The sequence below is a fragment of the Parahaliea mediterranea genome, from assembly GCF_017255185.1.
Lineage (GTDB): Bacteria > Pseudomonadota > Gammaproteobacteria > Pseudomonadales > Halieaceae > JAFKCZ01.
In genome coordinates this window covers 146,471-171,503 of record NZ_JAFKCZ010000005.1, presented here as the reverse complement: position 1 = coordinate 171,503, position 25,033 = coordinate 146,471, and the positions used below count along the sequence as shown (strand labels likewise).

The window sequence follows — 25,033 nt, the reverse complement described above, 5'->3', positions numbered from 1 at the left end:
CACTGTCAGTGGTGCAGGTCGCCATCATCCATTACGACCGGCCTGAACCTCCACCAGAGCTTATCCCGAAACGCCCTCGGCGGACAGCCCCCCCTCTCCCATATGGACCACAATACCCTGGGCCCGGCGGTAGTCCCCGCAGTCATCGGCACTGGCATAGCTGGCCACCAACTCGGCAACCAGCGCCGCGGCGCGCGCCTCGCAGCCCGCCTGTTCGTGCAGGGTGAGCGCACAGCGCAAGGCAAAGGGCAGGTTGTTCACTTCACGCGCCTGGGCGATGGCCTCCTCGAGCAGGCGCGTACAGGCCTCCGCGTTATCGTCCAGTTCGCGACAGAGAAGGGCGAGCAGGCGCTGGTTCTCGCTGCTGTAAATCCACTCCTGCCGGGCGCGGATATAGGCCTCGTTTTCACTGGCGAGCTCCCTGGCGCGGCGCAGCTCTCCACAGGCGATCAACTCGCGGATGATGACCGCGCGAAGGTAGGCGCTGTGCGCACGGGCACCGGTCGCCATGGTCACTTCATGCGTGGCCAGCAGCGCCGCCAGGCGTTCGCCGTCATCCTCGATAGCGCTGGCCAGGAAGAACTTGCCCAGTGGAATAAAAAAGCCAAACCCCTTCGACCGGCAAATCTCCACCATCTCGCCGGCATGCCCGGCGGCGTCTTCCAGCCGGCCGCGCATATGCGCCAGCAATGTGGCGAAAAACAGCGACCAGGCGAGCCCATAGGGGTGGCCAAGGCGACGGGCCAGGTCGAGGGCCCCGGCCATGGCCGTGTCCGCGGCGACGGGATTGCCACTGTGCCACAAGGCGAGCGCATGCAGGCAGTTGAGATGAATACGACTGTCGTCGCGGCTCGGTGTCTGGCGCGTGAAGTCGCCATCCTCCGATTGATAGGACAGGGCGGTCTCGAAGTACCCCAGCGTAACCGGGATCTCGCCCTTGAAATAATGGGAGTAACCGGCGCAGTAGTTCGCTTGCAGCCGCTCCGGCGCCTCGTCGATCCGTTCGGCGAGTTGCAGCAGCTGGTCCGACAGCTCCATCGCCCGGTCGTATTCGCCGCGGATCAAGTAATACATCCACAAGCCCACTTCCATCCGATACAGCTCGGGGGTCTGCTCCACCTTGTCGCTGAGCTCAAGCGCCCGCTCAAAAGCCACCCGAACTTCCGTGTTGGTGTACCCCTGGCTGGAGAGCTGAATCATGCCCAGCAGGTTTTGCAGGGTAAGTTCAAACTGGTCGCGCCGCTCCTGGTCGGCGACGTCCTTGAGCGCGGCCAGACCGCGCTGCACCTGCGCCAGCGCCTCCTCGTTGGCGAACTTGGACTGCGACAATTGCGCCGCCTGTACCCAGTAGGATATCGCCTTGCCGGCATCCCCGGCGCGACTGAAATGGTGTGCCACCTGGTTGGGGCGGGTGCGGCACTTGTCCGGGAAGTCCGATTCCAGCTTCTCGGCGATCACCCGGTGCAATTGTTGCCGTGTTCGGCGCAACAGTGACTGGCTGGCGACCTCCATGATCAGGCGGTGCTTGAACTTGAAGGTCGCGTCCGGGTAAGCCCCTTTCTGGTAGATCAGGCCCGCGTTGACAATAGTGCCGAGCACCTTGCGCAGTAGTTTCTCGTCGCTGGCATCACACACGGCATGCAACAGCTCATAGGAAAACTCAAAGCCGATAACCGAGCACAACTGCAACAGCGGCTTGGAGGCGCCCAGGTGGTCTATGCGCGCCACCAGCGAGGCCTTGAGGCTGGGCGGTATTGCCAGTTCGTCCTCAGTGCCCTGCCCGGCCCGACGCTCCCGGCTCTCCAACAACGACCGCGTCAGCTGCTCTATATAGAGCGGAATACCCCCAGCGTTATCGACGATTTGCTGTACCAGCCGCGGGGACAGCTCGTCCTCGCCGGCCTGTCGACGAACCAGCTCCCCGGCAACCCGGTTGGACAGTTTGTTCAGGTTGATTTCGATGACGTCGGGCAGGTTGACCCATGCCGGTTCGTATTCCGGTCGGGCGGTAAAAAGGCCAAAAATTGGCGTGGAAGGGTCGGTGGCGAGCAGGCTTTCGATCAGGTCCCGTGTGGATGGATCCGCCCAGTGCAGGTCCTCCACCGCCAGCACCAGGGGCTTGCGCGCGGAAAAGCGCTCCATCAGCGACACCAGCAACGCCAGGGTTTTTTCCCGCACCTGCCTGCTGCTGGCCCCGGCCTGCGACTGCGTCAACTCGTCGGGATGACAAGACAACAACGCGGCAAGCAGCGGCACGGCTTCGCTGTCCCCCTCTCCCACGACAGGCCCGACAAAAGCCCGCAACTTTTCAAGCCGCTCGGCTGGCGTCAACCGCTTGCCCTCGAACACCGTGCGCTCGAAGAAGTGAATCAGCGGACGAAACGGCGTATCGCGGTGATAGGGCTCACAGGTCAGCAGGATCAACTGCGCACTGCCCTCGGTCACCAGCCTGGTCACGGTATCGTACAACAGGCTGGACTTGCCCATGCCCGGCTCGCCCTTGATCAGCACGTACTCGGACTCGCCTTCCAGCACTGTGTGCCACTGCTGCAGCAACAGCGACCGCTCGTGTTCGCGACCGATCACCTCCGACCGCTCCACCATCACGCTGGCCAACTCGCCCGACAGTTCACGCCCCAGCTGGTAGACGGGCACATCGCGGCCCAGTCGCGGATGCGTCTGGCGCCCGGCTTCCTCCAGTATGAAAGAGGAGCGCAGCAGGAAACGGCTGTCGGCGCTGAGGGCCACTCCACCGTCCGGCGCGAAGGCCTGTAGATAGGCGGCGACGCCGACGGTGTCGCCGAGCAGGTTGGTAACATCGTCGTCGGTGGCGCCCTCATCGATTATGATGGTGGCGGTATGCATGCCCACGCGGCTGGTAATTTGGGTGTCGGGTCCGTCCGCGACATCGTGGGCGCGAACCATCTCCAGGACTTCAACGGCGAGCTTGGCCGCCCGGCGGGCATCATCCTCGTGCGCCATGGGAAAGCCGAAGGCGACCACGATTTCACTGCGCCCGCTGGGCAGGCGGGTGCCCTCGTAGCGGGATACGGCCTGGGCCACGTCCGCCTCCATCCCCGCCAAAAAGCCCAGCAGAATTTCCGGGTCCTCCAGGCCATCGCGCATGCCCACCAGCGAGCAGACCAGGGTGGTCACCTGGCGCGACTCCGACAGGTCCATGGGCATTTCCAGGCTGGCCGACTTGAGCCGCAGGATATCGCCGGCCTCCTGTGCCGGGTCCGGGCTGCGACTGAAGGCGACAGGCGTGGGCACGGAGTCCGCCAGGCCGATTATCGCGGGCAGACGGGTGATGCGGGCGAGGATCACCACCACCGGCAATCCGGCCACCAGCACCGCGATCAGGGTCTGCATGATCCACGCCGGCGCCTCGAAACTGGGCAGGATGATCTCGCCGGCCTGCATCAGGATCCAGGCCACGACACAGTAGGCACCCGCCACCCGGATCACCGGGTGGTTACGCAACTCCTGCCGCCAGCGCGAGACGGCTGTGCTGCCCTTGTCCGGGTCTACCATTCGCTGCGCCCCCAACCCGCATACGCGTAGACTGTATTATGCGCGCCAATTGTAGCAGACAAACACGTTGGCGGCGCTGGGGACCGCTATCCCACGCCCACCCCGACAGTCCAGGGCGGAGACAGGGGGGTGAACTGGCGCCGCCCCCCGTGCTACCCTGGCCGCGACTTTGTCCGTGAAGCGGTGCCTTCAATACCTCGCCAGCCATGACCTGCAACCGTCCACATCATGTCCGCGCTGTGCTGCTCATGCTGGCCATTCTCCTGGCACAGAACCTGATGGGGGTTGTCGAGGCCGGCTTGCAGGGCTCCTCCCCGATCGACACCGCGGGTCACCATGCCGTTGGCGATGCCGACCTGTCCGACGCCAGCCTGGACGCGGGCACCGGTGAAAAGCAACCGGCAAGTGGCGAGACCGACGACGGCTGCGATCACTGCTGCCAGTGCCATGGGCACTGCAGCCACCTCATCGCCTCGGGGCGCCCCTTCGGTCCAGGCCTGGGTCCACTGGGCAGCTACCTGCCCTCCCCACGTCCGGACCACACCGGGATCTTCCCTCCGGCCCTCTACCGGCCGCCTATCGCCTGATCCTGTTCGCAAACCAGGTATTTCAGCCCCTCGCGGGTTAACCGGAACAGGATACAAACCATGTTATTTGTTACCAGCACACGCTGGCGCGCGCCTGTGCGCCTGCGCGCCATTCTACTGTGTGTCGCCGCGCTGCCCGGCCTGTCGTTGGCCGCGGACCGCCCGCTCACCCTGGCCGAGGCGGGCCAGCGAACCATTGACCAAAACCCCCGGCTCGCGGTCTTCAAGTGGCGCTTCGGCGAACTGCAGGCGCGGCGGGAAACCGCCGCGCTGCGCCCGCAAACCGCGCTGTCGCTCGAAGCCGAAAATGTCGCCGGCAGCGGCGCGCAAAGCGGCTTCGAGAGCGCCGAACTGACCCTCGCACTGTCCTCCGTCATCGAACTGGGCGGCAAGGCGACAGCCCGCGTGGCCGTCGCGGACGCGCGACTTGCGCTCGCCGAAGCCCGGCGCCAGGCGCAGGCCCTCGACCTCCTGGGGGAGGTGACGCGGCGCTTTATCACCACCCAGGCACTACAGGCCAAACTGGAGGTGGCCGCCGAGGCGCAAGCGCTGGCAGCGACCTCGCACGAACTCGTGCGCCTGCGGGTCGAGCGGGGCGGCGCACCGGAAGCCGAGGTCCTCCGGGCGCGTGCCGAACAGGCCCGGGCCGGACTCAGGCGGGACGCGATCGAGGCCGAACTGGCGTCGGAAAAGCTCGCCCTCGCGACCCTGTGGGGCGCGGATGCCGCCGACTTCGATCGCCTGCGGGGCAACCTGTTCGAATTTACGGACCCGGGGCCCTTCGAGCCCCTCTACGAGCGCGTCAGCCGCAGCCCGACAATCCGCGTCTTCGGCGAGCGGCGACGCCTGCGCCAGGCGGAGTTGGACCTGGCCCGCGCGCGCTCCCGACAGGATATCGGCTGGAGCGCCGGTGTGCGCCGTTTCGAGGACAGCGGCGATACCGCAATGACTTTCGGTATCAGCACGCCGCTGTTCTCACGGCGCCGCAGCGAGGGGGAAGTCCAGGCGGCCATGGCGGCGCGATCGATGGTGGACTACCGCGAGCAGGCGGACCTGCTCGAGTTGCGCGCCCGGCTCTACGATGCCTGGCAGGGCTATCGGCAGGGCAGCGCCGCGGCGGTGAAGCTGCGCGATGACGTGCTCCCGGCACTGGAACGCGCACTGGAGCAAACGCGGGAAGCCTATCAACGCGGCCGCTACAGCTACCGGGACTGGATCGACGCCCAACGCGACCTGCTGGATGCCCGTCTCACCACTATCGATGCCGCCAGCAACGCGCTGCTGAACCTGGCGCTCATGGAACAGCTCACCGGCACTGCCGTGGCAAACCCGCCCCCCTCCGCCGACGAATAGACCATGCAGGAAGACAGGACCATGACAACGAAATCATACAACCGCCCCTACACCGCCCTGTGGGTCACACTCGTGGCGGCCTTGCTTTGCACCCCGGCCCAGGCCGCCCGTGACAACGGCGGGCACACGCACCCTGGTTCGCTAGAAACCAATCGCGAGCACCGTGAACCGGACAAGCACAACGAAGCATACGCACGCAATAAGGAAAGCCACGGGGACGCACCCGCGGTGATTATCCTGGACACTGAACTCGCGCGGGAAACCGGCCTGGAAACCCGCATTGCGGGCCCCGGCAGCATCGAACGCCATATCAGTGTGTATGGACGCCTGGCGATCCCGCCGAACCAGATCGTACAAATTCGCGCCCGCTTCCCCGGCGTCATTCGCGACATCCGGGTCAATGTGGGCGACCCGGTCGCCAGGGACCAAGTCCTCGCGACCATCGAATCCAACGAGAGCCTGCGCAGCTACGAGCTTCGTTCACCGATCGCCGGCGTGGTACAGGACAGGATGGCGAATATCGGCGAGATCACCGGTGACATCCCACTGTTCACCCTGGTCAACAATGACACGCTGTGGGCCCAGTTGAAAATTTTCCCCAGTCTTCGCTTCGAAGTACAACCGGGCCAGAACGTACACATCAATCACAACGGCCATATTCACGACAGCCATATTGCGAGCGTGACCCCGGGCACGCAGGGGCAGCCCTATGTGCTGGCCAGGGTTGCGCTGCAAAACAGCCGCGGCGACATGGCGCCGGGAGACATGGTCAGCGCCCAGGTAGACGCCGAGAAAGTGAACGTGTCGCTGGTGGTTGAAAATCGCGCCCTGCAGACACTGGACGGGCAAATCGTGATCTTCGTCAAGGAGGGTGATCGCTACACCGCGCGCGCCGTAAAGCCGGGCCGCACCGACGGGCGCTTCACCGAAGTGCACGGCGGCCTGCGCGCGGGGGAGCGCTACGTGGCCGACAACAGCTACCTGTTGAAAGCAGAATTGCTCAAGTCCGGCGCATCCCACGACCACTAGGAGGCAAACATGATCAACACTATCCTGCGCGCCTCCATCGAGAGGCGCTACCTGGTCCTGTGCCTGATGCTCGCCGTGATCGGCGCCGGCATCTGGCACTATCAACGACTGCCCATCGACGCCGTGCCGGACATTACCAACGTCCAGGTACAGATCAACACCCAGGCGCCGGGCTACTCCCCGCTGGAGGCGGAGCAGCGCGTTACTTTCCCGGTGGAAACCGCCCTGTACGGCTTGCCGGGACTGGACCATACGCGATCGCTGTCCCGCTACGGCCTGTCGCAGGTGACCGTGGTATTCGAGGACGGCACCGACATCTACCACGCGAGAAACCTGCTGGACGAGCGCCTGGCCACCATCAAGGGCCGGTTGCCGGCCGGCCTGGAACCGGGAATGGGTCCCATCGCCACCGGGCTGGGCGAGATTTTTTCCTACACGGTATCCGCGGCGCCGGGCGCCACGCGCAGTGACGGAGAGCCCTACAACGCGATGGACCTGCGCGAGATACAGGACTGGATCATCAAGCCCCGGCTGGCCCAGGTACCTGGCGTGGTCGAGATCAACACCATAGGCGGCTTCGACAAGCAGTATCACGTGCGCCCCCTGCCCAAGCGGATGCTGGAGCTGGGCGTCGGTCTGCGGGAAGTGCTGGCGGCCCTGCGCGCCAACAACAACGACAAGGGCGCGGGCTACATCGAACGCAACGGCCAGCAACTGCTGGTGCGTTCCCCCGGCAAGCTGGGCTCGATAACCGACATCGAAAGTGTCGTCGTGGGCCGTTACGGTACCGTGCCGGTCACCGTGGCCGACGTGGCGGAGGTCGCCATTGGCAAGGAGCTGCGCACCGGCGCCGCCACCCGCAATGGCCAGGAGACCGTACTCGGCACGGCGATGATGCTGATGGGCGAGAACTCCCGCAGCGTGGCCCGCAACCTGGCGCATGAGTTGGAGGCGGTCAAGGCCTCACTGCCGACCGGCGTGCTGGTGGAAGCGGTTTACGATCGCACCACACTGGTCGACAAGACCATCGCCACCGTCCAGAAAAACCTGCTGGAAGGCGCCCTGCTCGTCGTCGTGGTGCTATTTCTGCTACTGGGCAATATCCGCGCCGCACTGATAACCGCCGCGGTCATTCCCCTGTCCATGCTGGCGACGATTACCGGCATGGTACGCACCGGGGTATCGGCGAACCTGATGAGCCTCGGCGCCCTCGACTTCGGCCTGATCGTCGACGGCGCGGTAATCATTGTGGAGAACTGCATCCGCCGCCTGGCGCTGGCGCAACCAGCGGATGGTAACCGCCTTCAGCTGCGCGAGCGACTTGAGGTCGTGTTCGCCGGCACCTCCGAGGTGATCCGCCCCAGTTTGTTTGGCGTGGCCATTATCACCGTGGTGTACATCCCGATATTCTCCCTGACCGGGGTCGAGGGCAGGATGTTCCACCCGATGGCCGCCACCGTGATCATGGCGCTGCTGGCCGCGATGCTGCTGTCGCTGACGCTGGTGCCCGCCGCGGTCGCGGTATTCATGGGCGGCCAGGTGAAAGCACGCGAGAGCGTCGCCGTCACGGCCGCGAAAACACTGTACGCCCCCCTGCTTCGCCTGGCGCTGCGTTTCCGCTGGCTGGTGCTGGGTAGCGCGTCGGCCCTGGTCCTGCTCTGTACCTGGCTACTCGGCACACTGGGGTCGGAATTCATTCCGCAATTGGATGAGGGCGATATCGCGCTGCACGCCCTGCGAATCCCCGGCACCGGCCTGGAACAGTCGGTGCGGATGCAACAGCTGGTCGAGCAGCGGTTGGCCGCCTTCCCGGAAGTCGAGCACGTGTTCGCCAAGATCGGCACTTCCGAGGTAGCGACGGACCCCATGCCGCCGAATGTGGCGGACAACTTTGTGATGCTGAAACCGCGGGCGCAGTGGCCCGATCCGGACCGCCCCAAATCCGACCTCATCGCGGCCATGGAAGCGCGCCTGCAAGCATTGCCCGGCAACAACTACGAGTTCACCCAACCGATCCAGATGCGTTTCAACGAACTCATCTCCGGCGTGCGCGCGGATCTCGGCATCAAGGTCTTCGGCGACGATCTCGACACCCTCACCCGCATCGCCGGGGACATCCTCGCAGTGGTCGCGGAGGTACCCGGCGCGGCCGACACCCGCGTCGAACAGGTCGCCGGGCTGCCCATGCTGTCGGTCATTCCCAAGCGCATGGCCCTGGCCCGCTACGGCCTGAGCCTCGACGACCTCCAGGACATGGTCGCGGCCGGCATCGGCGGCGAGGAAGCCGGGCTGATCTACGAGGGGGACCGCCGGTTCCGGCTGATGGTGCGCCTGCCGGAGGCGGTGCGGCGCGACATCGATAACCTGGCCTTCCTGCCCGTGCCGCTGGCCGGCGGCGAGTATGTGCCCCTGAGCGAGATCGCCGAGCTGAAACTCGAACCCGCTCCCGCACAGGTCAGCCGCGAAAACGGCAAGCGCCGGGTCGTGGTCACCGCCAATGTCCGCGAACGGGACCTGGGCAGTTTCGTGACCGAGGCGCAAGGCCGCATCGCCGACACTGTCACGCTTCCGCCCGGCTACTGGCTCGACTTTGGCGGTACCTTTGAACAGATGGCATCCGCGAGCCGGCGCCTGCTGATCGTGGTGCCCGTTACCCTGGCGATCATCATCGGCCTGCTGGTCATGGCGCTGGGTTCACTGCGCGATGCCTTGATCATCTTCACCGGCGTGCCCCTCGCCCTGACCGGCGGCGTACTGGCCTTATGGCTGCGCGACATGCCACTGTCCGTCACCGCCGGGGTCGGATTTATCGCGCTGTCCGGCGTCGCCGTACTGAATGGCCTGGTCATGGTCAGCTTCATCCGCGAACTCTGGCACGGCCACGGCGACCTGCGGCGAGCGGTGATCGAGGGCGCCCTTACCCGCTTGCGTCCGGTCATGATGACCGCCCTGGTCGCCAGCCTGGGTTTTGTCCCCATGGCGTTGAATACAGGCACCGGCGCTGAAGTCCAACGCCCGCTGGCAACAGTGGTTATCGGCGGCATCCTTTCATCGACACTGCTGACCCTGGTGGTGCTGCCGGTGCTTTACCTGTGGGTTCACGAAAGCGGGAGACAACGCAAAACGCAGTGAGAGCCCGATGCGGGCCCCACAATTTCTTGTATCGGGCGGCTCTACGGCTTGCATGGATTGAGCCCACGCCGCCGGCTCAAACCACGGACAAGGGATCTTCGTTTATCGGCGATAAACGGAGATCCCGTCATCAAGTACAATTTTCATGCCGCATCTTCACGGAATCACAACGGATTATTCCAGGGACTGGAAAGGAAGGCCTACATACTGGTTCGCTATAACTTTCCGGCCCTCCTCGGAATTCAGGTAGTAGTCGAGCTCCGAATTCATAAAGCGCTCGAAAGAACTGTCACCCATCCCGCTAATCTCGTAGCCATTGAAATCGTGCAGCATGTTCGACATCCACCAGGAAAAGCGTTCGCCATGCCAAACTCTGCGCAATGCAATTTCCGAGTACCTCGAAGTGCAGGTGGAGTCGTTCTCGCGATACACCCGGGTCAGTATCTGATACAGCACAGCCACATCGGAGGCCGCGAGATTCAAGCCCTTGGCTCCGGTGGGCGGTACGATATGAGCCGCGTCACCTACCAGGAACAAGCGGCCGTACTGCATCGGTTCGCAGACAAACGAACGCAAGGGCGCAATGCTTTTTTCCAGGCTCGCGCCGGTTACCAGCTTATCCGCCGCGGTAGCTGGCAGCCTGCGCTTGAGTTCTTGCCAGAACGCCTCGTCGCTCCAGTTCTCGACACGATCAGTCAGCGGTACCTGCAGGTAGTAGCGCGAGCGTGTGGCAGAACGCCTGCTAGCCAGTGCAAAGCCACGCTCACTCTTACAGTAGATCAACTCATCCGCAACTGGCGGCGTGTCGCTGAGCAAGCCCAGCCAGCCGAAGGGATATACCTTCTCGTACTCCGTTCTCTTGTCTTCCGGAATCGTCTTGCGCGACACACCGTGAAAGCCGTCACAGCCAGCGATGTAGTCACAATTAAGACGGTATCGCCTGTCGCCGCGCGCGAAGGTCACCCAGGGCCGCTCTGACTGGACATCATGCAACGCCACATCGGCAGCCTCGTAATAGGTAGATAGCCCGGCTTTACTGCGCGCCTGCATCAGATCCCTGGTAATCTCGGTCTGGCCGTAGCACAGCACGGTTTTGCCGCCGGTCAACGCCCTGAGATCAATGTGCGCGCACTGTCCGTCAATCGATATTTCGAAGCCCTCGTGTACCTCGCCTTCCCGGTCCATGCGCTCCGCCACGCCGGCTTCACGCACCAGATCGACGAGGCCCCGTTCGAGGATGCCCGCGCGAATACGCCCGAGGACATAGTCACCGCTCACACGCTCAAGGATCACCGAGTCTATGCCCTGTATCGCCAGCAACTGTCCCAACAGCAATCCGGATGGGCCCGCGCCGATGATCGCTACCTGCGTATTCAATGTTTCCACGATGACACCCTCTGCTTCGAATTATTCGTCGATTGTGGGCATCAAAACATCCGCGGACTATTCAACAATTCGCCAATCTATTGTACTTTTTGTGCATACTTGCCACGTCCGGCAATGAGGCCGGATGGCATGTGCAAAGGGGTGTTATGAATCAGAACAGCGCCATCGTGCCGTTCTACGGACTCTACGGCGATGCCTTCGTCGACAATGATCCTGGGTTCGTCCACATCGAGGATATCGCCACACGCAGTAGTGGCCTCGACTGGAAGATAAAACCCCACCGCCACGCGCGACTGTTCCAGGTACTGTGCATTTTCGACAGTGAGCTGGACATCGTATTGCAGGATTCAACTCACGCTTTGCGGGGCAGCTGGATCGTCACCCTGCCAATGGGCGCGATTCACGGCTTCAGCTTCCAGCCCGGTAGCAGAGGTTTCGTGTTGTCGATTATGGATACCGTGCTGTCCGATGAGCTGGGACAGGGCCCGGCCCGCTCCGGGCGGAACCTGTTCCGGTTTCCGCAATTAATCGAGTTCGACAGCGAAGCGCCCACCTCGCGCTCGTTCCTGAATTCTATCGAACGAATTCGCGCGGAGTTCAGGCATCAATACACCGAGCGCCACCTCGCCCTGGCGATGCTTTCGCGCCTGGCCCTGCTGGACCTGGACCGACAGTTGCAGCAGCACCATTTCGGCAGTATTTCGGGCCGTCATGACATGGAGGTCCTGGGCAGGTTTCGCGCGCTTCTGGAACAACACTACAGCGACCACTGGCCGGTGTCACAGTATGCGGAGCGATTGCATATGTCGACTTCGACGCTGGGACGCCTGTGCCGCCGGATACTCAATCGCTCGCCCAAACGCCTGATTGACGAACGCCTGGTCAACGAGGCGAGACGCAGGTTGATGTACACCCGCCAGCCCCTGGCGGAGATTTCCTACACCCTGGGCTTCAAGGACTACGCCTACTTCTCCCGGTTCTTCAAGCATCACGAGGGCATCACCGCCGGCATCTACCGCAAGCGCTCCGAGGCGACAACGCCACCGGACGGCTCGATCTAGGCGAACTCTTCCGTATCAATTTCCGCCTGTGTGGCGGCTGCGTAGCGCGGTCCCTGCACCGTTGCCTGATTGACCAATGTGGAGGCGGCTTCCAGCAGCGCGGGCTCCACTTGCAGGGTCGCGGCCGCCAGATTTTCCCGCAGATGCGCGATGGATCGCGTTCCCGGTATCGGGATGACATGTTCACCCCGCTGCAACAGCCAGTACAGCGCCAATTGCCCCGGGGTACAGCCCGCCTGCCCGGCGAGGGTGGAGAATTTCTGGTACAGGCGCATGTTGGCGGAGAAATTCGGTTCCTGGAAGCGCGGCATGTTGCGCCGGATGTCATTCTCCGCCAGCAGCGCGACATTGCCTACGGCTCCGCTCAGGAAACCCCGGGCCAGGGGACTGAAGGCCACAAAGGCGGCCCCCAGTTCCCGGCTAGCCTCAAGTACCGCGATCTCGGCATTACGCGTCCACAGGGAGTACTCGGTCTGTACAGCCGCTATCGGGTGTACGGCATGGGCCGTGCGCAGGGTCGCGGCCGAGACTTCGGACAGGCCGATGGCTCCGATTTTGCCCTGCTCCACCATTCGCGACAGCGCGCCTACACTGTCTTCGATCGGTACCGCCTTGTCCCAGCGATGCAGATAGTAGAGGTCGATATAATCGGTTTGCAGGTTGGCAAGAGACTGTTCCACGGTCCGCGCCAGCGTCGCCGGCCGGCCATCGATGACCCGTTTGCCGTCAACGCCAGCCATGCCGCACTTGCTGGCGAGGAAGATCTCCGGCCGCAGGTCACGGATCGCCTTGCCCACCAGTTTTTCGTTGGCCCCAAAGCCATACAGCGCCGCCGTGTCAAAGTGACGCACGCCCAGTTCAAAGGCTTTATTCAGCAGCGCGGTCCCCGTGGCCTCGTCGGCAGCCTCGCCATAGGCATGGCTCAGGTTCATGCAGCCAAGCCCGATGGCCGGAACGTTGGACTCGCCGATTTTTCGCTGTTGCATACAGAGCTTTCCTTCCTACCCGACCCTACTCCCGACCCGCAAGCTGCTGCTCGAGGTCATTCAGTACCTTGTAGCACGGCAATACGTTGGCCACGCTGGAGTTCGGTTCCCGTCCCTCTTTGATGGCGGCGAAGAATTCGCGGTCCTGCAGCTCGATACCGTTCATGGACACATCGACCCCGGACACATCGATCGGCTCCTCGCTGCCATCGACCAGATCATCATACCTCGCGATATAGGTTCCGTTGTCACAGATGTAACGGAAAAAGGTACCCAGGGGCCCCTCGTTGTTGAATGACAGCGACAGGGTGCAAATAGCGCCATTAGCGGCCTTCATCTGGATGGACATATCCATGGCAATGCCAAGTTCGGGATGAATCGGCCCCTGCAGGGCATTGGCCTCGACAATTGGCGAACCCGCCTGGTAGGCGAACAGGTCCACGGTATGGGCGGCGTGGTGCCAAAGCAGGTGGTCGGTCCAGCTTCTGGGCTCGCCCCTGGCATTGATGTTTTTGCGACGGAAAAAGTAGGTCTGCACGTCCATCTGCTGGACATTCAGCTCACCGGCGACAACGCGTTTGTGAAGCCACTGATGCGAGGGGTTGAAGCGCCGCGTGTGGCCCACCATGCAGACCAGCCCGGTTTCCCGTTGCGTCGCGAGCACGGCCTCGGCCTCCGCCCAACTGTCGGCCAGGGGAATTTCCACTTCCACGTGCTTGCCCGCTTGCAGGCACTGGATGGCTTCCGCGGCGTGCTGCTGGGTAGGGGTACACAGGATAACGGCTTCCGCCGCGGTCTGCTCCAGCGCCTGCCCCAGGTCGGTGGCGACGTGACCGATGCCGTACCGGTCAGCGACTTCACGCGTTTTTTCCAGCTCGCGCCCCACCAGCGAAACCACCTCCACCCCGTCAATATTGCCGATGCCATCGAGATGCTTGATGCCAAAGGCTCCGGGGCCAGACAGTAGTACTTTCATCTGATATTCCTCCTAGTGGTTTTCCAGGATCAGGTGCCCTACCGCGGTGTTCGAGGCGGGCACGTGGTAAAAACGGTGTTTCTGTTCAACCTGGTCATTCATGGCGCCGCGCGCGATCAGCCACATGACCAGTTCTATGCCCTCGGAACCGGCCAGGCGCACATAATCAATATGCGGTTTCTGCGACAAGGCCTCGGGATCGGTAACCAGCTGATCCAGGAAATCGTTATCGAACTCCGCATTGATCAGGCCGGCCCGGGGGCCCTGCAGCTGGTGGCTCATGCCCCCGGTTCCCCAAATCTGCACATTGAGGTCCTCGTCGAAGGACTCGACCGCACGGCGCAGGGCCTTGCCGAGCGCGTAGCAGCGCGAGCCCGAGGGTGGCGGGTAGAGCACGACGTTGACCGCAATGGGGATCACCGGGCAGGGCCAGGCCTCCGGCTGCCCGAACATCAGCGACAGGGGCACCGTAAGACCGTGGTCGACATCGAGGTTGTTGATCACGGTGAGATCGAAATCGTCCTGGATAACGGACTGGGCGATGTGCGAGGCCAATCGCGGGTGCCCCTTCACCGGAGGCACCGGGCGCGGCCCCCAGCCCTCGTCCGCTGGCTGGAATTCCTCCCCCGTGGCAATCGCGAAGGTCGGCACGAAATTGGCGTCAAAGGCCGAGGCATGGTCATTGTAGACCAGCAGGATGACATCGGGCTTCCGCGCGGCTATCCACTGCCTTGAATAATCGTAGCCGGCAAACAGCGGCTTCCAGTAGTCCTCACCGGTCCTGCCGTTGTCGATCGCCGCCCCGATCGCCGGCACATGGGAAGTGTAAACACTGGCATTGATTCTAGCCATTGCCGCTGTCCTCGCTGTACAGGTTTCCCCGGGGTGAGCGCCCGCCGGCAAGCATCATGTCGCGATAGGCCTCCTGGGTCATCCCGGTCATTGTCGCGGCCGCATGCTGGAAGCTGAGCCCGTCGGTGGAGAAAATTTTCGCCAGGAAGTACACGTTTCCGCCCAGTGCCATCATCCGGTTGTAATCCCGGTCCAGTACCGCCCGCTTCTGCTCTTCGCTCATTGGCCACTCGTCGAGGTAGGCGCGCTCATCGGCCTTGAAACGCTCGCGGTTGGCGGCCTTCATCAGCGACATGCTGAACTGGTTCAGGGCAAAACCCCGGCGCGCCATATCGGCGTCGAATATCGTGGTGCCGGGAATGTCCCGGTAGGGCTTGTCAAGCGACACGCCGTGCCTCCCCTTCCTCGGGCCAGTAGAGAGCCATCGGGTTCTCCACCAGCAGTTTGTATTGCAGCTCCGGTGTCGGCGCGATGCGCGGGATCATCTCGACCAGCGCGCCATCGTCGGGCATGTGGCTTTTCATGTTGGGGTGGGGCCAATCGGTGCCCCACAATACCCGCTCGGGAAAGTTCTCCACGACATGGCGGGCAAAGGGCACCACGTCGTCGTAGGTAGCCGGTCCGGTCAGCGACAGCCGCTCCGGGCAGCTCACCTTGGACCAGAAATTGCCGTGTTCGCGCAACAGGCGCACAAACAGCTGGAACTCCTCCCCCGCCACCGGTTTGCTCACATCCGGGCGGCCCATGTGGTCGACCACCACGGTGGTGGGCAGCGAGGTGAAGAAATCGTAAAGCTCCGGCAGTTCCCGGGCCTCGAAGTAAATCACAATATGCCAGCCCAGGGGCTTGATGCGCTCCGCCACGCTTTGCAGCGAATCGAAGGGCAGCGCATCCACCAGCCGCTTCACAAAGTTAAAGCGAACGCCGCGCACTCCGGCGTCATGCAACGCCCGCAGCTCCGCTTCAGACACATCCGGCTTCACCGTGGCGACCCCCCGCGCACGCCCGCCGGAATGCGCCAGCGCGTCGGTCAGGGCCCGGTTATCGGCGCCGTGGCAGGTCGCCTGCACAATCACATTGCGGGAGAAGCCGAGGTGATCCCGCAGGGCCCAAAGCTGCTCTTTGGACGCATCGCAGGGCGTATACTTGCGCTCCGGGGCAAAGGGAAAGCGATGCCCGGGCCCGAACACGTGGCAATGGGCGTCTACCGCTCCCGCGGGGGGAGTGAAGCCCGGTTTTGTCGGTGATTGGTGCCAGTGCAACCAGTCGGCATCGGCGCTAAAGTCACTCATAGCCCCCTGGCCTCCAGCACGGCGTTCAGGCGCGGGTACACGCGCCGCGCGTTGCCCTCATACACCTTGCGGCGGTCCTCAACGGACAGGTTGAGCGCGTCGATGTAGCGCTTGGTGTCGTCGAAGTAGTAACCGGTTTCGGGATCGATGCCCCGCACCGCGCCCACCATTTCCGAGCCGAACAGGATGTTATCGATGTCGATTACCCTGAACAGCAGGTCGATTCCCGGCTGATGGTAGACACAGGTATCGAAGTACACATTGTTCATCACGTGTTCCGCCAGGGGGGGCTGTTTCAGCATATCCGCCAGGCCGCGATAGCGCCCCCAGTGATACGGCACGGCGCCGCCGCCGTGGGGAATGATAAAACGCAGATCCGGGAAGTCGCGGAACAGGTCACCCTGGATGAACTGCATGAAGGCGGTGGTGTCGGCGTTGATGTAGTGGGCGCCGGTGGCGTGGAAATTGGGATTGCAGGAACCGGACACGTGGATCATCGCCGGCACGTCCAGCTCGACCATTTTCTCAAACAGGGGGTACCAGCTGCGATCGGTCAATGGTTTTGAGGTCCAGTGACCACCGGACGGGTCCGGGTTGAGGTTACAGCCCACGAAACCCAGCTCGGTCACGCAACGCTCCAGTTCGGCCACCGAGTTTTCAATCGGCACACCCGGTGACTGAGGCAGCTGGCAGACACCAATGAACTGCCGCGGGAAGAGGTCCACCACGCGCTTGATCAGGTCGTTGCAGGCCCGGGTCCATTGCTTCGATACCGCCTCGTCACCCACATGGTGCGCCATGGCCGAGGCCCGGGGTGAGAAGATCGTCATATCCGCGCCGCGCTCGCGCAGCAGCCGCAACTGGTTCTGTTCGATGCTTTCGCGAATCTGCTCGTCGCTGATCTGCGGCGCGCCGGGCAGTGCCCGGCCCTGTTCAAAGGCCTCAAGCTGCGCCTGCCGGAACAACTGGTGCGGCTCCGGCGCTGTGGTGTAATGGCCGTGGCAATCAATAATCATGTCTTCATCCGCCTGGTGCTAGTCCCCGCTTTGGCGCGCCATTTGTGCCAGCATCGCATCCAGCAGGTCGTCGAGGGAGGCTTCCCCCAGTGTATCGCTGAATTGGGGAGCCCAGTCCTGCCGCAGGGCGCAGGCCTCGCTCATCCATGGCTCGACGCCGGCCTCGCCCACGGTGCGCGCCACTTCCCGCATCTCGGCAGCCCGCCGCGCTCCATGCTGCAGGGTGCGCGACATGAGATAGCGCGCGTAGGCGGGCCAGTCGGGTCGCGGAAAGAGGTTGTTGAGCGAGCCCAGCACGGCATCGTCCACGCCGTAGTGCCGCGCGGCCAACAGCGACTCGCTCACCAGCGCCTCCATGCCCTTGATCATCACGCTGCGGCACATCTTGGTTGCCGCGGCCACGCCGGCCTCCGCGGAAACCGCCGACATATCACTAAAACCCAGGGCCTGCCCCAACGGCTGGAAAGCCGCGGCGCGGGGCCCCGCCAGTATAACGGGCGACGCCATCCGCAAGGGTAAAATGGGCGACATGACCGCGGCCTCCACGAACTGCCCGCCGGCGTGTTCGATTGCACTGGACAGTGCGACCTTGGTGCCCGGCGACACCGAGTTGAGATCGACAAACCAGCACCCCGCCGGCAGGCCCGGCGCCACTGAGTTGGCGGCCGCCAGCGCGCCGTCTGCCGTGACCGCCGACAGCACCACCTGGCAACCCGCGGCAAGTTCGGCCGCACTGCCTGCCCGGCTGACGCGGGCATTGGCCGCCAGCTCGCCCCAGTGGCGGGCAGCGGGCGATGCGCTGTCATCCAGCAGGCGGTCCCAGACCCGGATTTCCACAGACGTCGCCGCGAGCAGGTCATGGGCGAGTACCGCGCCGACCTCGCCGAGCCCCAGCAATGCCACTCTCTCAATGTTCACGGATTTTCCTCCCACACGTGGGCGGGCACCATCACCTCTCCGCGCATCAGCAGGCGCGCGGTGCGCAGCAGCGCGGCGCGTCTGATCTGCAGGGTGGCCACCGACGCGCTGCCTGCGACGTCCATCTCCACGGTGAAAAAGCCAGTCGGGTGCTCAATCTCGAAATGGTGCACGCCGTCAACGGCCTCGCCCGCGATCACTTTTCGCGCCACCGAGCCCGGCAGTACGCAAGCGGTGGCGACACTGACCGAGCCGAGCACGCCGATCGCCTCGTGCACACGGTGGGGTATGAAGGTACGGGTGTTGATGTCGCCTCCCGATACCGGCGCCGACACCAGGCTCATTTTCGGCACGGTTTTGGCACTCACGTCGCCCAGATTCATACTGCGGCCGGCCTGCAGGCGAATGGACTCGATGCGCGCCGCCAGCGTGCGGTCCGCTTCCAGTTCCGCGGGGCCCTCGCTGCCTGTGAGCCCGAAGTCGGCGGCATTCAGCACCACCACCGGCATGCCGTTGTCGATGCACGTGACCTCGAGCCCGTCGAAGGTGTCGATGACCCTCCCCGTCGGCAACAGCGCGCCGCAGCTGGACCCGGCGATATCCTTGAAATCAATCGGCACCGGGGCGGCGGTCCCCGGGACCCCGTCGATGCGGGCATCGCCATCGTAGTTGACCCGCCCGCCAGGGGTCTCGACCCGGGCCATCGCGGTCGCCCCGGTATTGGCCATGAAAATCGAGACATCGGTGTAGGCGTCTCCCGCCGTGACCAAACCGGCCTCGATGGCACAGGGGCCAACGCCGGCGAGGATATTGCCGCAGTTCTGCGCATCGCTGACAGCCGCCCTGTCGACCGCGACCTGCAGGAACAGGTATTCCACGTCGATACCCTCCCGGTCGGAGGGGCCGAGGACCGCGACCTTGCTGGTCAGCGGGTGGGCGCCGCCCAGGCCGTCGATCTGGCGGGCATCTGGAGAGCCCATGGCCGCCAGCAGCACGGCGTCGCGGGTCGCGGCATCCGCCGGCAAGTCACTGGCGAGGAAATACAAGCCCCTGGAAGTGCCGCCGCGAAAAACGCTGCAGGGAATGGCCCTTTGCACGATCCCGGCCAGCCCTTAAAGGTCTTTGCGCGAAACGTAGCGGAAGCCTTCCGCTTCCAGCCGTTCGCGCATATTGTAGATGTCCAGCCCCAGTTTGCCGTCTGCCAGCAACTGGCGCTTTTCCTCTTCCTTTGCGAGCCGCTGCATGCATTTATCGTGCACTGCCGCCGCCTCCTCGCGGGCGACTACCACCACGCCGTCGTCATCGGCCACTATCAAATCACCCGGATGGACCAGCGCTCCGGCGCATACCACGGGGACATTCACGTTACCGAGGGTATTCTTGACGGTTCCCTGGGCGAAGATGGCCTTCGACCAGACCGGAAAGCCCATCCCGGTCAGCGCAGCCACGTCACGCACACCCGCATCGATCACCAGGCCGATGACACCCCGGGCCTGCAGCGATGTCGCCAGCAGGTCGCCAAAATAGCCGTCCTCGCAGGAACTGGTCGGCGCAACGACCAGTACATCGCCGGGACGGCACTGCTCGACGGCGACGTGGAGCATCCAATTGTCGCCAGGGGCCACTTGGCATGTGACGGCTGGCCCCGCGATCCGCGCCGGCCGGTAGATCGGGCGCATGTACGATGCCAGCAGCCCCCTGCGACCCTGGGATTCGTGGACCGTCGCCACCTCGGCGCCCTGGTAGCGCGCCGAGACCTCCTCGGTGACGCGCTCGATGTCGGTGACACAAATCGACATAGCGGCACTCCTGTTACGATTCGATGGCGGGAGTATCGGCTTCCGTCCTTTGTTTGACCAACGCGAAAGCTGTTATAAGGTATTAAAAAAAGGTATAACGATGTCTTTCTCGTGGAGAGCCAATGGACCCCGCCCTGAATCTCAGACACCTGCACGCCGCCCTGGAAGTACAGTCTCGCGGCTCATTCAGCGGGGCGGCGCAACAGGTTCACCTGTCGCAATCGGCATTGACGCAGGCGATCGCGCGACTGGAGTCGCAGGTGGGCGCCGCACTGTTTTTCCGCCGCGCCAACGGTGTGCAGGCGACCGCGGCGGGAACGGTATTTCTGGCGCGCATAGCCAGGGCCCAGCGCTTTTTGAAAGCCATCGAAACCACCGCGCACGCTCGCGGCGCCCGACGCTCGCGCCCGATTGCCAGGGCGCTCACCCATAAACAGCTGCGCAGCCTGCTGGCGGTTATCGACACGGGGAGTTATACCCGGGCCGCAGCGCGGCTGTCGGTTTCCCAGCCGACCGTGCACCGCGCGGTACGGGAGATGGAAACACTGTGCCAGCTGAGCCTGTTCCGTCGCGCGCCTTCCGGCGTCGAGCCCACCTGGCAGGCGCGGCAGATTGCGCGTCATGCAAACCTGTTCTTCGCGGAAGTACGCCAAGGCCTGACCGAGGTCCAGGAACTGCAGGGACGAAGCACCGGCAGTATCAGCGTGGGGGCGCTGCCCTACTCCCGCTCGCGCCTGGTTCCCCAGGCGGTCAGCCAGCTGTTGTCGGAAATGCCGGAAACGTCGGTACGCATCATCGACGGTCCCTACGAGGAGCAGTTGCAGGGCCTGCTGCAGGGTCAAATCGATGTCATCGTGGGCGCCCTGCGCAACCCGCCGCCGAGCCCGGACATCGTCCAGGAATTACTGCTATCGGACCCCCTGAGCGTCGTGGTGAGAAAAGGCCATCGACTAATGACCCGGGAAGAGCTGTCCATCAACCAGTTGCAAAAACTCGACTGGATCGCTCCCCGAAAACAAACACCGGCTCGCGATCTGTTTATCGAGTTTTTTCGCCGTGAAGGCCTGACACCGCCGGAGCGTGTCATTGAGTGCAGCTCGCTGATCGCCACCCGGGGCCTGTTGCTGGAGAGCGACCGGGCCGCGCTGCTGCCCGCCAAACAGGTGGCGCTGGACGTCGAGGCCGGCATTCTCGCGGTCAGCCCGATACCGCTGAAAGAAACCTCCCGCGATATCGGCCTTACTTTACGCCGGGACTGGCATCCCACGAAAGCCCAGGCACGACTGCTTCAATTGCTCAAGCAGCTGTCGCGCTGATTCCTTATCGACCGGAAGTGCTGGGGATGTGGCCGGCGGCCAGCGAACGGGGGGGAGCCCGGAGGGGAGTTGGTAGGACCAGGCGGATTCGAACCGCCGACCTCTACCATGTCAAGGTAGCGCTCTAACCAACTGAGCTATGGTCCTGTTGAGGGGGCGCATTATAAGCGTGGTCCGGAAATTCCTCAACCGGGATTTTTGCCGGGGGCTCAACCCCGGTCCAGGCTGCTGGCGAGCCGCAGCTGCCAGCGGTTGCGCCAGTCGTGGCCCAGCAGCGGGCGCAGGGCCAGCATGCCAACACGGCCAATGCTGCGCTCGAGGTAGCGCAACTCCGCCAGGCGGCTGTCCAGGCCCTCGCCACCGCCCACCTCGAAACCGTGTTCACGCATCATCAGCACCCCCTTGGCGCGCATGGCCAGCTCGGTATAGAGGCGCAGGTAGCACAGCATGTCGGCGGTCACCGGCCCCTCAAAGCGCCGCTTCAGGTCGTCAAGGAATTCGCCGGTCCGCGAGCGGCCCACCTCCCCGCTCTGGATCAGGTGGAGCAGCGCCAGGTCGCTGTCCAGATCCTGCTGCAACCAGTGGTGCATGGCGCGGGCGCTGCGCAGGAACACCAGGGCCAGCAACGCCGGCAGGGTCGCCACCACCACCAGGGTATGCGCCAGGGGCGACAGGTAGAAGCGGTTGAACAGCCAGTGCAGGCACAAGGCCAGCAGCAGGCCCGGCAGGCAGTAGCGCAGCCCCCTGCGGTTGCGTTCGGTCAGCAACTGGGTCAATACCGCGAAGATGGCGGTGACCCCGCCGTGCATGATGGCGGTGCCGAAGCCGCGCACCACCCATACCGCCACCGGCATGGGCTCCAGCACCGCGGCGTAGTAGAGGTTTTCGACAATGGCGAAGCCCGCGCCCGCGGCGAAACCGAGGATGGCCGCATCCACCAGGAAACCGATGCGGTGACGCCAGAACAACAGCAGCACCACCAGGGCCTTGGCCACCTCTTCCAGCAGGGGCAGCAACCAGTAGACAGAGAGGCGGCTGTCCTTGGCCAACCACCACAGGCTGACGCTGGCCGACAGGCAGAACCAGGCCGCCAGGCCACCGCCGACGATCACCAGCGCCACCAGCCGCAGCGACACCAGGCGATAGCCGTCCATCAGCCGCAGGGCCGCGAGGAAGACCAGCACGGGCACGGCGCCCAGGATAAAGCTCAGTGTGGTGCTCGCCATGGGGGTTCCGGGTTATTCGCAGGCGCTTATTTTGCCAGATAATGCGGGGCCTTGAAGGTGAACAAACGTTCACCTGCCGGGGGCGGGGGGAGTTGTTACGGATACTGGGGGGCGCGGCCTCGAGTCGGGTGGGGGTTGGGGGCTTATTGGCTGTGGACCTTGTGGGGTGGTCGAATGAATTCGACCCTACAGGGAGGGGTGTCGGCGCGTGTTGCTTTATTATCGACCAAAAAAAGGGTGGCGCTTGGGCCACCCAGGTGGGGCATTGCGAGACGTACCGTCCTGGCTGCTCGCCAGACACTTCCCTATGTCAGCTTACTCATCGGTCACTATGACGCCCTGGTGGAGAAGTTGGCCGTGGCGCTGCATGGCGATGTCGATGCGTGGCGCCGGCAATGGACCCTGCGCTGGGCCACCGTCCCTGGTGTCCGGCTCGAGTACGAGCCGGTAGCGCTTTTCCCCATTGACCGGCAGCTGCAAACGCTCGCCCGCGAGGTCACGACCTTTTGAAAAAGGGGCGCTGGTAGCATCCTGCCGCCAGCGCCATTGATCACCGGAAACCAGCAGCACGAGATCCGCGGAGGGATCGGCGTCCAGCTCGAGTTCCAGCGTCAACCCGGAATCACTGCGCATCAGGGTGGCGCGGGCGTCCATGCCCTCCCATTGCCAGTGCCGCTGCGCTTCCAGCGCATCGGTGTCCAAAAGGGTGCCGGTCATCCGTGACCGCATCTGGCTATCCATGCCCAGCTCTGATACACCCAAAAACTGCACGCCCAGTCCCACCGCCAGCACCAGGCTGGCCACCAGGGCAAGTCCGCCGGCGAGGTTGACCGCGGGCCGCGGCCGGCGGTCGCGCCCGGACCCGCGACCACCGAAATCGACCTCGGTCACATTGCCGCTGGATCGCCCGGGAATCTGTTGCTTGATGGCCGCCGCCAGGCCGGGGGGCACCGGGATCTCCGGCGCGGCATCCAGGGCCTCGCGCACTGCCGCCAGCTCCGCCAGCCAGGCCGCGGCCTCGGGGGAGTCGCGAAACTCCTCGCGGATTCGCTGCCACTCGCCCGGTTCCAGCTCGCCGTCGAAGCCCGCCTGCAGGCGCTGCTTGTCGGCGTCGCTCAAGGTGTTCGGCTTGCTCGCCATCACCCGGCCTCGCCCTGCAGAGCGCCCTTGAGAGTCCTGCGCGCCTCGAACAGACGGGACTTCACGGTTTTCTCCGGTACACAGAGAATTTCACTGATCTCGCCGTAGGAGCACTCTGAATAATGTCGCAGCACAATCACTGCCCTCTGTTCGTCGTTCAACTGCATCAATGCAGCCTGGATCTGTTCCTGTAGCTGACCGTGCCGGGCAACCAGCTCCGGACCAGGGCCCTGATCTGGTAGCGACTCGTCCAGGCATTCACCGCCCTGTCGCCGCCGCCGGTAGTCGAGGGCCTCGTTGACCCCAATCCGGTAGAGCCAGCTGAAGAATTTGTGTTCCGGCCGGTAGGCGTGCAGGTTCTCGAACGCACTGAGAAATGTTGATTGGGTAACATCCGCCGCATCCTCGCTGCTTCCCAGCATCCGGAAAGCCATTCTGTAGACCGTGCCGTGGTAGATATCCACCAGCTCACCCAGCGCCGCCTGGTCACCTCGCTGGCCCTTCAAAACCAGTTGGCCGTCCCTGGCCCTTTCCAGCTCCTTATCCATAACTACTGCCGGACGGAGCAAAAGTTGGAAAAAAACTGAAAATAATTTTTGCGGGACGGCAAGGACGCATGGAATGGGCTCCGGGACTAGGCCCGACCATCGGCGGGAACTACCTCGAACAGCATGTCGAAGCCGGAGTAATGGAGGATTTCGGCAATGTGGGGATTGACCCGCACCAGGCGCAGCCCCCCGCCGCCGGCGACCAGGCGCTTGTGGGATTTGAGCAGCACGCCCAGGCCCGCACTGGAGATATATTCCAGGGCGGACATATCCACGTCGGCCAGACCACTGAGCCGCTCGAAATGTACCTCCGCCCCCGGCGCGGTGGCGGCGTCCATGCGGCCCGCAAGGCGGATACCCCGGTCCACCAGCTGCACGTCAAGCACGGGCACGCTCCCTGGCGAGAAAGCTGAGCTTGCTGCTGCGGTCGCGGTACTCGTAGTGCACCGCGCCCACCAGGCTGCGCACCAGGTGCAGGCCCAGGCCACCCGCTTCGCGCTGGGCCAGCGGGGCGCCGCTATCGACGGGCGCCACCAGACGCGGGTCGAAGGGTTCCACATCGTGGTCGGTCAGGCTGACAGCGACGCCGTCCTGGACTGCGTTCAGCTCCAGGGTGATCGGTTCGCGGGTGCCGGTATTGTGCCGGATCATGTTCACAAACAATTCTTCCGTTGCCAGGTCCACGGGGTAGGCGAGAGACGCGGGCAGTCCGCGCTCGGCAAAATAGGCCCGCCGCGCCTCGACAATGCGCTGGAGTTCACTCAGCTCTCTGCTTAGGGATAGCTTCATTCGCAGCAATTGTCCCGGGCCGCGCGCAACGCGCGGCGCCTCCGCCCCCTCGGTCAACCCCGAGTGTAGAACAGGCCCCGCCAAACCAAAAGA

The 25,033-nt window shown here is 63.9% G+C and carries 22 protein-coding genes and 1 tRNA gene; 6 read left to right on the top strand and 17 right to left on the bottom strand.

Annotated elements, in window-relative coordinates; all coding sequences use genetic code 11:
* Positions 1–60: 60 nt before the first annotated feature.
* Positions 61–3,534, bottom strand: a complete 3,474-nt coding sequence (locus JYP50_RS07680; RefSeq protein ID WP_206559913.1) for an AAA family ATPase — start codon at positions 3,532–3,534, stop codon at positions 61–63.
* A 239-nt stretch (positions 3,535–3,773) separates the two neighbouring features.
* Here JYP50_RS07680 and JYP50_RS07675 point away from each other — a divergent pair, with 239 nt between their 5' ends.
* The 4 genes from JYP50_RS07675 to JYP50_RS07660 are packed head-to-tail and all read left to right on the top strand — an operon-like array spanning position 3,774 to position 9,635.
* Positions 3,774–4,121: a hypothetical protein gene (locus tag JYP50_RS07675; protein WP_206559912.1), complete on the top strand. Its 348-nt coding sequence runs from the start codon at positions 3,774–3,776 to the stop codon at positions 4,119–4,121.
* 60 nt (positions 4,122–4,181) lie between these two features.
* Positions 4,182–5,474: a TolC family protein gene (locus tag JYP50_RS07670; RefSeq protein ID WP_206559911.1), complete on the top strand. Its 1,293-nt coding sequence runs from the start codon at positions 4,182–4,184 to the stop codon at positions 5,472–5,474.
* A gap of 21 nt (positions 5,475–5,495) precedes the next feature.
* Positions 5,496–6,503 carry an efflux RND transporter periplasmic adaptor subunit gene (locus tag JYP50_RS07665; protein WP_206559910.1) on the top strand — a complete coding sequence of 336 codons (1,008 nt, stop codon included), beginning with the start codon at positions 5,496–5,498 and terminating at the stop codon, positions 6,501–6,503.
* Between the two features lie 9 nt (positions 6,504–6,512).
* Positions 6,513–9,635, top strand: a complete 3,123-nt coding sequence (locus JYP50_RS07660; protein ID WP_206559909.1) for an efflux RND transporter permease subunit — start codon at positions 6,513–6,515, stop codon at positions 9,633–9,635.
* A gap of 174 nt (positions 9,636–9,809) precedes the next feature.
* On the opposite strand, the gene pobA is transcribed toward JYP50_RS07660, so the two are convergent.
* On the bottom strand, positions 9,810–11,021 hold the full coding sequence (gene pobA / locus JYP50_RS07655) for a 4-hydroxybenzoate 3-monooxygenase (protein WP_347136741.1): 1,212 nt from the start codon (positions 11,019–11,021) through the stop codon (positions 9,810–9,812).
* Between the two features lie 146 nt (positions 11,022–11,167).
* Here pobA and JYP50_RS07650 point away from each other — a divergent pair, with 146 nt between their 5' ends.
* Entirely contained in the window at positions 11,168–12,082 is a 915-nt protein-coding gene (locus tag JYP50_RS07650; protein ID WP_206559908.1) for a helix-turn-helix domain-containing protein, read from the top strand.
* Here the strand turns inward: JYP50_RS07650 and JYP50_RS07645 are convergent.
* Genes JYP50_RS07645 through JYP50_RS07605 form a run of 9 tightly spaced genes read right to left on the bottom strand, consistent with a single transcriptional unit; the run spans position 12,079 to position 19,921 of the window.
* Positions 12,079–13,068: an aldo/keto reductase gene (locus tag JYP50_RS07645; RefSeq protein WP_206559907.1), complete on the bottom strand. Its 990-nt coding sequence runs from the start codon at positions 13,066–13,068 to the stop codon at positions 12,079–12,081. The two genes, JYP50_RS07650 and JYP50_RS07645, sit on opposite strands and share 4 nt — an antisense overlap.
* A gap of 25 nt (positions 13,069–13,093) precedes the next feature.
* Entirely contained in the window at positions 13,094–14,044 is a 951-nt protein-coding gene (locus JYP50_RS07640) for a Gfo/Idh/MocA family oxidoreductase (protein ID WP_206559906.1), read from the bottom strand.
* A 12-nt stretch (positions 14,045–14,056) separates the two neighbouring features.
* The gene (locus JYP50_RS07635; protein WP_206559905.1) at positions 14,057–14,896 is read right to left on the bottom strand and encodes a class III extradiol dioxygenase subunit beta; all 840 of its coding nucleotides are present in this window, start codon (positions 14,894–14,896) and stop codon (positions 14,057–14,059) included.
* Positions 14,889–15,284: a protocatechuate 4,5-dioxygenase subunit alpha gene (gene ligA / locus JYP50_RS07630; protein WP_206559904.1), complete on the bottom strand. Its 396-nt coding sequence runs from the start codon at positions 15,282–15,284 to the stop codon at positions 14,889–14,891. The genes JYP50_RS07635 and ligA overlap by 8 nt, the downstream gene beginning before the upstream one ends.
* Positions 15,274–16,188 carry an amidohydrolase family protein gene (locus JYP50_RS07625; RefSeq protein WP_206559903.1) on the bottom strand — a complete coding sequence of 305 codons (915 nt, stop codon included), beginning with the start codon at positions 16,186–16,188 and terminating at the stop codon, positions 15,274–15,276. The genes ligA and JYP50_RS07625 overlap by 11 nt, the downstream gene beginning before the upstream one ends.
* Positions 16,185–17,204 (bottom strand): amidohydrolase family protein, encoded by a 1,020-nt coding sequence (locus JYP50_RS07620; protein ID WP_206559902.1) that lies wholly within the window; start codon positions 17,202–17,204, stop codon positions 16,185–16,187. The genes JYP50_RS07625 and JYP50_RS07620 overlap by 4 nt, the downstream gene beginning before the upstream one ends.
* A gap of 18 nt (positions 17,205–17,222) precedes the next feature.
* On the bottom strand, positions 17,223–18,122 hold the full coding sequence (locus tag JYP50_RS07615) for an NAD(P)-dependent oxidoreductase (RefSeq protein ID WP_347136740.1): 900 nt from the start codon (positions 18,120–18,122) through the stop codon (positions 17,223–17,225).
* Entirely contained in the window at positions 18,119–19,219 is a 1,101-nt protein-coding gene (locus JYP50_RS07610) for a 4-oxalomesaconate tautomerase (RefSeq protein WP_206559900.1), read from the bottom strand. Before JYP50_RS07610 ends, JYP50_RS07615 begins: the two co-directional genes overlap by 4 nt.
* A 15-nt stretch (positions 19,220–19,234) precedes the next feature.
* The gene (locus JYP50_RS07605) at positions 19,235–19,921 is read right to left on the bottom strand and encodes a 4-carboxy-4-hydroxy-2-oxoadipate aldolase/oxaloacetate decarboxylase (protein ID WP_206559899.1); all 687 of its coding nucleotides are present in this window, start codon (positions 19,919–19,921) and stop codon (positions 19,235–19,237) included.
* A 122-nt stretch (positions 19,922–20,043) separates the two neighbouring features.
* On the opposite strand from JYP50_RS07605, the gene JYP50_RS07600 reads away from it, so the two are divergent.
* The gene (locus JYP50_RS07600) at positions 20,044–21,237 is read left to right on the top strand and encodes a LysR family transcriptional regulator (protein ID WP_206559898.1); all 1,194 of its coding nucleotides are present in this window, start codon (positions 20,044–20,046) and stop codon (positions 21,235–21,237) included.
* A gap of 70 nt (positions 21,238–21,307) precedes the next feature.
* Here the strand turns inward: JYP50_RS07600 and JYP50_RS07595 are convergent.
* The 6 genes from JYP50_RS07595 to JYP50_RS07570 all read right to left on the bottom strand — a co-directional run bounded on the left by JYP50_RS07595 (position 21,308) and on the right by JYP50_RS07570 (position 24,940).
* Positions 21,308–21,384 (bottom strand) — tRNA-Val (locus tag JYP50_RS07595).
* A 62-nt stretch (positions 21,385–21,446) separates the two neighbouring features.
* Positions 21,447–22,463: a PrsW family glutamic-type intramembrane protease gene (locus tag JYP50_RS07590; RefSeq protein ID WP_206559897.1), complete on the bottom strand. Its 1,017-nt coding sequence runs from the start codon at positions 22,461–22,463 to the stop codon at positions 21,447–21,449.
* 315 nt (positions 22,464–22,778) lie between these two features.
* Positions 22,779–23,603, bottom strand: coding sequence for a hypothetical protein (locus tag JYP50_RS07585; RefSeq protein ID WP_206559896.1), 825 nt, complete (start codon positions 23,601–23,603; stop codon positions 22,779–22,781).
* Positions 23,603–24,151 (bottom strand): RNA polymerase sigma factor, encoded by a 549-nt coding sequence (locus JYP50_RS07580; RefSeq protein WP_206559895.1) that lies wholly within the window; start codon positions 24,149–24,151, stop codon positions 23,603–23,605. The genes JYP50_RS07585 and JYP50_RS07580 overlap by 1 nt, the downstream gene beginning before the upstream one ends.
* An 86-nt stretch (positions 24,152–24,237) precedes the next feature.
* Entirely contained in the window at positions 24,238–24,537 is a 300-nt protein-coding gene (locus JYP50_RS07575; RefSeq protein WP_206559894.1) for an STAS domain-containing protein, read from the bottom strand.
* On the bottom strand, positions 24,530–24,940 hold the full coding sequence (locus JYP50_RS07570) for an ATP-binding protein (RefSeq protein ID WP_206559893.1): 411 nt from the start codon (positions 24,938–24,940) through the stop codon (positions 24,530–24,532). Before JYP50_RS07570 ends, JYP50_RS07575 begins: the two co-directional genes overlap by 8 nt.
* Positions 24,941–25,033 lie beyond the last annotated feature (93 nt).